The organism is Mitsuaria sp. WAJ17 (assembly GCF_014174515.1).
Classification (GTDB): Bacteria; Pseudomonadota; Gammaproteobacteria; order Burkholderiales; family Burkholderiaceae_C; genus Roseateles_B.
This window is the reverse complement of record NZ_JACJUG010000125.1, coordinates 1-404: the sequence shown is the minus strand read 5'-3', so window position 1 is coordinate 404 and position 404 is coordinate 1. Positions and strand designations below refer to the sequence as shown.

2 protein-coding genes are annotated in these 404 nt (G+C 64.1%); both read left to right on the top strand.

Annotation, left to right across the window (positions count from 1 at the left end):
* The coding region (locus H5407_RS24920) for a DUF6916 family protein (RefSeq protein ID WP_404935658.1) at positions 1–170 on the top strand (170 nt) is incomplete at its 5' end.
* Between the two features lie 11 nt (positions 171–181).
* Positions 182–404 (top strand): phage tail protein (locus H5407_RS23675; protein WP_183106925.1); only part of this gene is annotated, 223 nt, incomplete at its 3' end.

The following is a 404-nucleotide window of genomic DNA, read 5'->3' as shown; positions in this document are numbered from 1 at the left end:
CATTTCAAGGGCGCCAACCCTTCAGCCTCTTGTTCGAGGGGCCACCACAGCCCGTGTTGCCGCAACGCATCTATCGCATCAGCCATCCGCAACTCGACGCGATGGAGATCTTCCTGGTGCCCGTCGGGCGCAGCGAGTCCGCCACGCAGTACGAGGCCATCTTCAACTAGGAGTCACTGCCATGTCCGAACCCTTCCTAGGCGAGATCCGCATATTGGGCTTTGGCTTCGCACCCAAGGGCTGGGCCCAGTGCAACGGCCAGTTGCTGCCGATCAACCAGAACCAGGCCTTGTTCTCCCTGCTGGGCACCATGTACGGCGGGGACGGGCGGGTGACCTTTGCGCTGCCGGACCTGCGCGGCCGCAGCCCCTTGCATGCGAGCGCTCAGGTTCCGCAGGGCAGCA